Annotated in this window: 10 protein-coding genes; 7 read left to right on the forward strand and 3 right to left on the reverse strand. The window is 68.6% G+C overall.

The features are described 5' to 3' along the window. A partial coding sequence (locus WBA11_RS15080; protein WP_424521486.1) for a hypothetical protein occupies positions 1-512 on the reverse strand: 512 nt, incomplete at its 3' end. Positions 513-782: 270 nt separating this feature from the next. Between WBA11_RS15080 and WBA11_RS15085 the strand changes: the two genes are divergently transcribed. The 7 genes from WBA11_RS15085 (at position 783) to WBA11_RS15115 (ending at position 5,346) form a co-directional block, all read left to right on the forward strand. Further along, positions 783-1,169: an STAS domain-containing protein gene (locus tag WBA11_RS15085; RefSeq protein WP_424521487.1), complete on the forward strand. Its 387-nt coding sequence runs from the start codon at positions 783-785 to the stop codon at positions 1,167-1,169. Positions 1,170-1,201: 32 nt separating this feature from the next. After that, complete coding sequence (locus WBA11_RS15090) at positions 1,202-1,744, forward strand: ATP-binding protein (RefSeq protein WP_424521488.1); 543 nt, start codon at positions 1,202-1,204, stop codon at positions 1,742-1,744. Continuing rightward, positions 1,741-2,883 (forward strand): PP2C family protein-serine/threonine phosphatase, encoded by a 1,143-nt coding sequence (locus WBA11_RS15095; RefSeq protein WP_424521489.1) that lies wholly within the window; start codon positions 1,741-1,743, stop codon positions 2,881-2,883. The genes WBA11_RS15090 and WBA11_RS15095 overlap by 4 nt, the downstream gene beginning before the upstream one ends. A gap of 103 nt (positions 2,884-2,986) precedes the next feature. Beyond that, on the forward strand, positions 2,987-3,430 hold the full coding sequence (locus WBA11_RS15100; RefSeq protein ID WP_424521490.1) for a VOC family protein: 444 nt from the start codon (positions 2,987-2,989) through the stop codon (positions 3,428-3,430). Next, the gene (locus WBA11_RS15105; RefSeq protein WP_424521491.1) at positions 3,431-4,285 is read left to right on the forward strand and encodes an endonuclease/exonuclease/phosphatase family protein; all 855 of its coding nucleotides are present in this window, start codon (positions 3,431-3,433) and stop codon (positions 4,283-4,285) included. A 2-nt stretch (positions 4,286-4,287) separates the two neighbouring features. After that, entirely contained in the window at positions 4,288-4,878 is a 591-nt protein-coding gene (locus WBA11_RS15110; protein WP_424521492.1) for a YdeI/OmpD-associated family protein, read from the forward strand. A gap of 156 nt (positions 4,879-5,034) precedes the next feature. Beyond that, positions 5,035-5,346, forward strand: a complete 312-nt coding sequence (locus WBA11_RS15115; protein ID WP_424521493.1) for a DUF2007 domain-containing protein — start codon at positions 5,035-5,037, stop codon at positions 5,344-5,346. A 159-nt stretch (positions 5,347-5,505) separates the two neighbouring features. Here WBA11_RS15115 and WBA11_RS15120 read toward each other — a convergent pair whose 3' ends face one another. Both WBA11_RS15120 and WBA11_RS15125 read right to left on the reverse strand, forming a co-directional pair. Further along, positions 5,506-5,898: a hypothetical protein gene (locus WBA11_RS15120; protein ID WP_424521494.1), complete on the reverse strand. Its 393-nt coding sequence runs from the start codon at positions 5,896-5,898 to the stop codon at positions 5,506-5,508. A 361-nt stretch (positions 5,899-6,259) separates the two neighbouring features. After that, positions 6,260-6,822, reverse strand: a 563-nt coding sequence (locus WBA11_RS15125; RefSeq protein WP_424521495.1) for an IS3 family transposase, incomplete at its 5' end; no start/stop codon positions are given.

Below are 6,822 nucleotides of genomic sequence, written 5' to 3' on the forward strand. Positions count from 1 at the left end.
GCGCCGTCCTCCGCCAGCGTCAAGCTCGGCGCCCGGACCGAGGCCCCGGACACCTCGGCCTGTACCTGCCCCGTCGCTTGGACGCGCTCGCCCTCGAGTTCGACGCGGTCGGCCTGGATCGTCGCGCCGTCGCTGCCAGCGATCGAGGCCCGCGCGTTCCCGCTCGCCACGACGCGGGCACCGTCCTCGAAGAGCCAGACCTCGAGGGCGCGGACCGAGCCGCGGCGCGCGCCGTCGTCATCAAACAGGCGGAGCTCGACCGGGACGCCCGCGGTGTCGCCGGGAGCGGGGCCGAGGTAGACGTACTGGGTGTCGGTCGTGAACCGGGCGAGGTACGGCGCCTCGATCTCCGTCGTCGGCATCCCGTCGGCGCTGGAGCGCAGGCGGACGTTCCAGCTCTCGGCATCCGGCAGGTCCTCGACGGTCGTCCCCGGCGGCAGTCCTTCGACGGCGCGGCGCGTGCACCCCTCGAGGACGAGCAGGCCGAGGAGCAGGACGGGGAGCGTGCGCACGGCGGGAAGCTAGAGGTGCCAGCCGGGAGGCCGCAGTCGGACGAATCTGCCGGTCAGGGTTACGGATCGTTCCGGCCCGTCGATACCCCTCCTGGCTGCGAGGAGCACGACACGGCCTCTCAACGCCGCCCACCTATGATTTCGCACGGTGTCGCGTCCATTTGACGTCTCACACCTCTCGCGAGTCCCAGTTGGTATGATATCTGTCGCAGGGGTCACCGTGCGACCACTCCGGCACGCCGCGACCCTACCCGCCCCTCGGCTCCTCCTATGAGCTTTACGTTTCAAAAGGCTTCCGCCTCCGCTGCCGTCGTTCGCGTCGGTAAGGCCCTCGACTTCCGCAACGCCGCCGACTTTAAGACGTCCTGCCAAGAGCACGCCCGTCAGGGCACCCGCTACTTCGTCCTCGACTTTACGGGGACCGGCATCTTGGACTCGACCGGTCTCGGCGTCATCTTCTCGCTGTACCGCCAACTGACGCCCGCGGGCGGCAAGGTGGTGTTCGCGTCGGTGAGCCGTCCCGTCCAGGTCGTCGTGCAGCTGACGCGCACCTACAAGGTGTTCCGCCAGTTCCCGACCGTCGAGGCCGCCCTCGAGGCCCACACCGCTGCCGCCGCCGCGCCGCAGATCCCCCAGCGCCCGACCGGCACCGCGTAGGCGCCGTGCGCCTGATGCTCCACGACGGACCCATGCCGTCCACCACGTTCACCGACTTCGACCACGCGATCGACCAGCTCCACGAGCTGTTCGACGAGTGGGACGAGACCGGCGCTTTCACGAGCGCGATCGGGACGGAGGGCGTGTACGTGATGCGGCTGATGGTCCACGAGTGGGTCGCGAACCTGCTCCAGCACGCCACCTTCCAGGACGACCGCCGGATCACCGTCGAGGTCGAGCCCCTCGCGGACGAGGTCCGGTGCACCATCGAGGACTCGTCGCTGGGGTTCGACTTTGCCGGCCAGGTCGAGGAGCAGAAGGCCATCCTCGAGGCGCCCAGCCCGTCCGAGCGAGGTCGAGGCCTATTGATGTTGGTGACCTGCGCCGAAGAGCTGTCCTACCGCCCCGCCAGCCACCGCGCCAGCCAGCGCGTCTCGTTCGTGCTTCATGACCCGGTCCAGGGCGACCTCGCCCCCCTTTTCCACGATGCAGACAAGCTACCGGACGCCGACGACCTGATGTTCGCCCCTTCCGGCACGTCTGATCCCTCCGCGCCCCGCGCGAGCACCCCGTGAGCACTCGGCCCCACGTCCTCATCGTCGAAGACAACAAGACGCTCCGGCGGCTCTTGGAATACCGGCTGGGCAAGGTCTACGACGTGGCCGTGGCCGAGAACGGCCAGCGCGCCCTCGAGGCCGTCGAGGTCCGCACGCCGGACCTGATCGTGTCCGACATCATGATGCCGATCATGGACGGGTTCGCGCTCCTGGCCGCGCTTCGCAGCGACCCGGCCACCCAGACGGTCCCGTTCATCTTCCTGACCGCCAAGTCCGACGACCTGAGCCGCCAGAAGGGTCTCAAGAAAGGGATCGACGACTACCTGACGAAGCCGTTCGACGTGGACCGGCTGATCTCGCGGATCGGGCAGATCGTGCAGCGGAGCCAGCTGTACCAGTCGAAGCTCAACGCCAAGATCGGCCGCGACTTCTCAGACCGGCTCTTGCCCAAGGAGATGCCCGTCGAGGACGGCTACCGGACGGTCTTCTTTTCCCGCCCCAAGGAAGACGGTGGCGGCGACCTGTTCGACTGGACGCGCGGCGAGGACGGCTCGTACCTGTTCACCGTCGGCGACATCATGGGCAAGGGCTTACAGGCCAAGTTCTACGCCTTCAGCTTCCTGAGCTACATCCGCAGCACGATCCACGCGATGCTGCGCGAGACCGTGAGCCCGGCCCGCTTGATGCAGCGGGTCAACGAGATGCTGATCCAGGACGCCGTCTTGGAGGAGACGTTCGCCTCGCTCCTGCTGATCCGGTGGGAGCCCGGCAACAACCGCATCGTGTTCTCGAACGCGGGCCACTGCCGCCCGATTCTGGTCACGCCCGATGGCCCCGGCCTGGTCGAGCACTCCGACCTGATCCTGGGCCTGGACCCGTACACGCAGTACGAGGACCGCTCGCTCGACATCCCACCGGACTCGGCGCTGCTCTGCTACACGGACGGCCTCAACGAGCAGGTCGCTCGGAGCGGCGCCATGATGGGCGAGGCCGGCGTCGCGCTCGCGGCCCAATCCGCCCTGGGCGCGCAGCAGCCGGTTCACGCGCTGCTCTCGTGGCTCTTGCAGCGCAGCCAGGACCCCCAGTTCGAGGACGACGTGTTGGTGTTCTGGCTCCAGCGCTTCGGAGCCGCCGGGATCGGCGCCCGCGCGGCGTAGCGCGGCCTCGAGGACGGGAGACCGCAGGCGACCCGGGCACCGGACCTCTTCAGGGAGTCCCGCCCTCGAGGACGGCGTAGACTCCGGCGTCTCCCCCGCCGTCATGTCTCGTCTCCTCGCCCTTTCCGCTGCCCTTCTCCTGTCGGCGTGTGCCTCGACGGACACCGCCCGGCCCGCCGTCGAACTCGACCACACGGCGTTGCACGTCGCCGACCTCGGTGCGAGCGTCGAGTTCTACACGTCGGTGTTCGGGATCCCAGAGAAGCCCGCGCCGGGCGACCCGACGGTCATCCGATGGCTGGACCTGGGCGACGCCGAGCTCCACCTGATCAACTTCGACGGCGAGGTGCCGCCGACCAACAAGGCCATCCACTTCGCCTTCCGCGTCACCGACCTCGACGCCGTCGTCGCTCGCGTGGAAGAGCTCGGCGTGCCGTACTCGGACTGGCCCGGCGAGGCGTCCACGATCAGCCTCCGCCCGGACGGGATCCGGCAGATCTATGTCCAAGACCCAGACGGCCACTGGATCGAAGTCAACGACGTCTAGATGCTCCGCGCTGCCCCGCTGCTTCTTGCCGTCGCCCTCGCATCGTGCAGTTCGGCACCGCGCGTGGCCGAGCCGTCCGCGACGGCCCGCGTCATGACGTTCAACATCCGCCTGGATGTCGCGTCGGACGGACCAGACGCGTGGCCGAACCGCACCGACGCCGTCGTCGCGACCATCCTCGAGGCCGACATCGTCGGGATTCAGGAGGCGACGCCGGAGATGGTGGCCGTCCTCGATGAGCGGCTCCCGATGTTCGAGCGGTTCGGCATCGGGCGCGACGCGGACGGCGGCGGCGAACAGAGCGCGGTCCTGTACCGCACGGACCGGTTCGACCTCGAGGATGGCGGCACGTTCTGGCTCTCGCCGACGCCCCAGGTGCCGGGCAGCGTGGGCTGGGACGCGGCGATCACACGCATCGCGACGTGGACACGGCTTCGGGATCGGGCGACCTCGAGGCCGCTGGTCGTGGTGAACACGCACTTCGACCACGTCGGCGTGGAGGCACGGCGCGAGAGCGCGGCCCTACTCGCCCGACGAGCACCGGAGTTGGCCGGCGGGGCGCCGCTCGTCGTCATGGGCGACCTCAACACGACGCCCGACACCGACGCCTACGCAGCGCTCGCCGACCTCGAGGACGCGTGGCTCGTCTCGGAGACGCGGCCGGTGGGCAGCGCTGGGACCTGGAACGCCTTCGGGCGCGCGACGAACGAGCGGCGCATCGACTACGTGTTCGTCCGGGGCGCCCGCGTCCTCGAGGTCGAAACGCTCGACCGCACCGTCGGCGACGTGCTGGGGACGGACAACCCGCGCCTCCCGTCGGACCACCACGCCGTCGCGGCGACCGTCTCGTTCTAGCCATGCCTGATCTTCCCGAACGCCACGTCCACCCGCTCTCCCGGGCGGAGTGGCGCGCGTGGCTGCGCGAGCATTCCCTCGAGGACGACGGCGTGTGGCTCGTCCGCTACAAAAAGGCGACCGGCAAACCGACGGTGACGTGGGACGATGTCGTGGAGGAGGCCATCGCGTTCGGCTGGATCGACAGCGTGCCGCGCAAGCTCGACGGCGAGCGGTCGCTGCTGTACGTCTCGCCTCGAAAATCGGGGAGCAACTGGTCTAGGCTCAGCAAGACTCGCGCCGAGCGCATGATCGAGGCCGGGCAGATGACCGCGGCAGGCCAGGCCGCCATCGACCGCGCCAAGGCCGACGGCACCTGGGCCGTCCTCGAGGACGTCGAGAACCTGATCGTACCACCCGATCTCGCGTCCGCCCTCGAGGCCGCGCCTCCGGCACGAGAGGAGTGGGACGGATTCCCGCCCTCGACGCGACGGGGCATCCTGGAGTGGGTCCTGAACGCCAAGCGGGATACGACGCGGGCCAAGCGGGTCCACGAGACGGCACGGCTGGCGCAGCAGGGTAAGCGCGCCAACCGATGGCCGCGTGAGACGTAAGCCCTCTCTCCTTCTGGTGTCCCGATGCCTCGACTCTTAACTGTCCTGTCTGTGATCGCGACGGGATTCGCGCCGGACACCCTCGCGCCCTATCCCGAGCGCTCCGCAACGTCAGAGAGGCTGGACCGTTCAGATGAGACACCGCCTTCTACGGCCATGACCCGCGTCTACAGCACCCCGAACGCGCCCGTCGCGCACCTCGTCCGGCACGCCCTCGAGGGCGAGGGGCTTCGGGCGGAGGTCCGCGGCGAGACGCGCGCCGCGTTCGTCGGCGAGATCCCGCCGCTCGAGTGCTGGATCGAGGTCTGGGTCCCCGACCTCGAGGTCGACCGCGCCGCCCCGATCGTCCAGACGTTCATCACGGACGGGCCGAACCCGGACGGGTGGACGTGCGGCTGCGGCGAGTCCGTCGAGGGCCAGTTCGCGACCTGCTGGTCGTGCGGTGCCGAGGCGCCAGCGGTGGCGTGACCTCGAGGACGGTGCGATTCGCGGTCTTTGCCGCCTCGTACTCGTCGGTAAACGCGTTGCTGAGGGAGGCCGAGCGGGACCACCAGTTCAAGACCTACACTGAGTTCCGCCCGTGTTACCTATGTGGCCGGTCTGATCTCTCACCCATGTGACTGGCTCCTACTTGAGCCTACGGAGAAAGAACCAGCGGCCTGCAGCCATCAGGAACCCCCACAGAAGGCTGTTCGCCTGAACGAAGACCGCGATCACCACCAAGCTCGCCACCCAGCCCGCGAGGGTGTTCGGACCCCACCAGCCTGAGACCCAGTCCTCAACCGGGATAGCGAGGTACGACACTGGGGCTGCCAGCACGAGCACCCCGTGGTAGGTGAAGGCTGTACCCCCGATGTCGATGCTGATCAGTCCCGCACGTTCCGGGTGTGTGACGGCGAGTTCAGCGTAAGCTTTCTCAGCCTTGTATTCGGTTAGCTGGAACTCGAAGGCGGCGACTGCCAGAAGAACGATGAGGTGGAGGGCCGAAAGCCTAAACCACGTTCGCGGAGTCACTTTCATCAATCTCGTTGAGAGCGCGGCAGAACAAGAAGGCCGCTTAACCGCGACGGGCTGGGGGTACGGTGGCGGTACGAAGCGAGAGCAGGGCCGACGCTCGGACGAGCCGAGAACGCTGACGCGCTTCGTCAGCTTGCGGCGGCGCGGTCTACCAGCGGTCAGGTGACGAGATCGGCGGCACCCTCACGCCCCCCGCTCTCAGTACGCCGACGAGCCGTTCGAACTCGGACGCTGTCCCCACACAGTCGAAGGCGCCGTAGAGGTTGTACCGACCAAAGTCGAAGACCTCGTCGAGGAGGGTCTCGGCCGGCGTCGGTTTGGCTGCGTCCGGCGCGGCTGGAGTGAACCCGGTACGGCAGACAGTTTAGGAGTATGAGGCGGCGAGCGCCTCGTGGTGCTTCTGCTCGTGCGTGATGGGCGAGTCGTAGCCGAGCGCGGAGTGGCGCCGACGCGGGTTGTACCACCCCTCGATGAAGTGGAAGAGCGCCATCCGCGCCTCGGCCTTCGTGGCGAACCGGCGCCGGTCGATGAGCTCGCATTCGAGCGTGGCGAAGAAGCTCTCGCACATCGCGTTGTCGAAGCAGTCGCCGACGCTTCCCAGCGACGGGCGGACGCCGGCCTCGCGGCACCGGGCGCCGAAGGCCAGAGACGTGTATTGGCACCCGTGATCCGAGTGGTGCACGACGCCCGTGGGCTTCCGTTGGGCCACGGCCATGTCGAGGGCCGCCAGCACGAGCTCCGTCCGGAGGTGCCCGGCCATCGCCCACCCCACGATCCGCCGGCTGAACACGTCGAGCACGACGGCGAGGTAGAGGAATCCGCTCCCGGTCGGGACGTATGTGATGTCGGCCACCCAGAGCGCGTCGGGCCGGTCGGCGACGAACTCGCGCTGCACGAGGTCAGGTCCTTTCGGGGCGCCGGCCTTGC

Source organism: Rubrivirga sp. (genome assembly GCF_049648075.1).
In the GTDB taxonomy this organism is placed as follows: Bacteria; Bacteroidota; Rhodothermia; order Rhodothermales; family Rubricoccaceae; genus Rubrivirga.

Coding starts and splice junctions, on each gene's coding strand:
- WBA11_RS15085 (WP_424521487.1), top strand. CDS start 783: ATGAGCTTTACGTTTCAAAAGGCTTCCGCCTCCGCTGCCGTCGTTCGC.
- WBA11_RS15090 (WP_424521488.1), top strand. CDS start 1,202: ATGCCGTCCACCACGTTCACCGACTTCGACCACGCGATCGACCAGCTC.
- WBA11_RS15100 (WP_424521490.1), top strand. CDS start 2,987: ATGTCTCGTCTCCTCGCCCTTTCCGCTGCCCTTCTCCTGTCGGCGTGT.
- WBA11_RS15105 (WP_424521491.1), top strand. CDS start 3,431: ATGCTCCGCGCTGCCCCGCTGCTTCTTGCCGTCGCCCTCGCATCGTGC.
- WBA11_RS15110 (WP_424521492.1), top strand. CDS start 4,288: ATGCCTGATCTTCCCGAACGCCACGTCCACCCGCTCTCCCGGGCGGAG.
- WBA11_RS15115 (WP_424521493.1), top strand. CDS start 5,035: ATGACCCGCGTCTACAGCACCCCGAACGCGCCCGTCGCGCACCTCGTC.
- WBA11_RS15120 (WP_424521494.1), bottom strand. CDS start 5,898: ATGAAAGTGACTCCGCGAACGTGGTTTAGGCTTTCGGCCCTCCACCTC.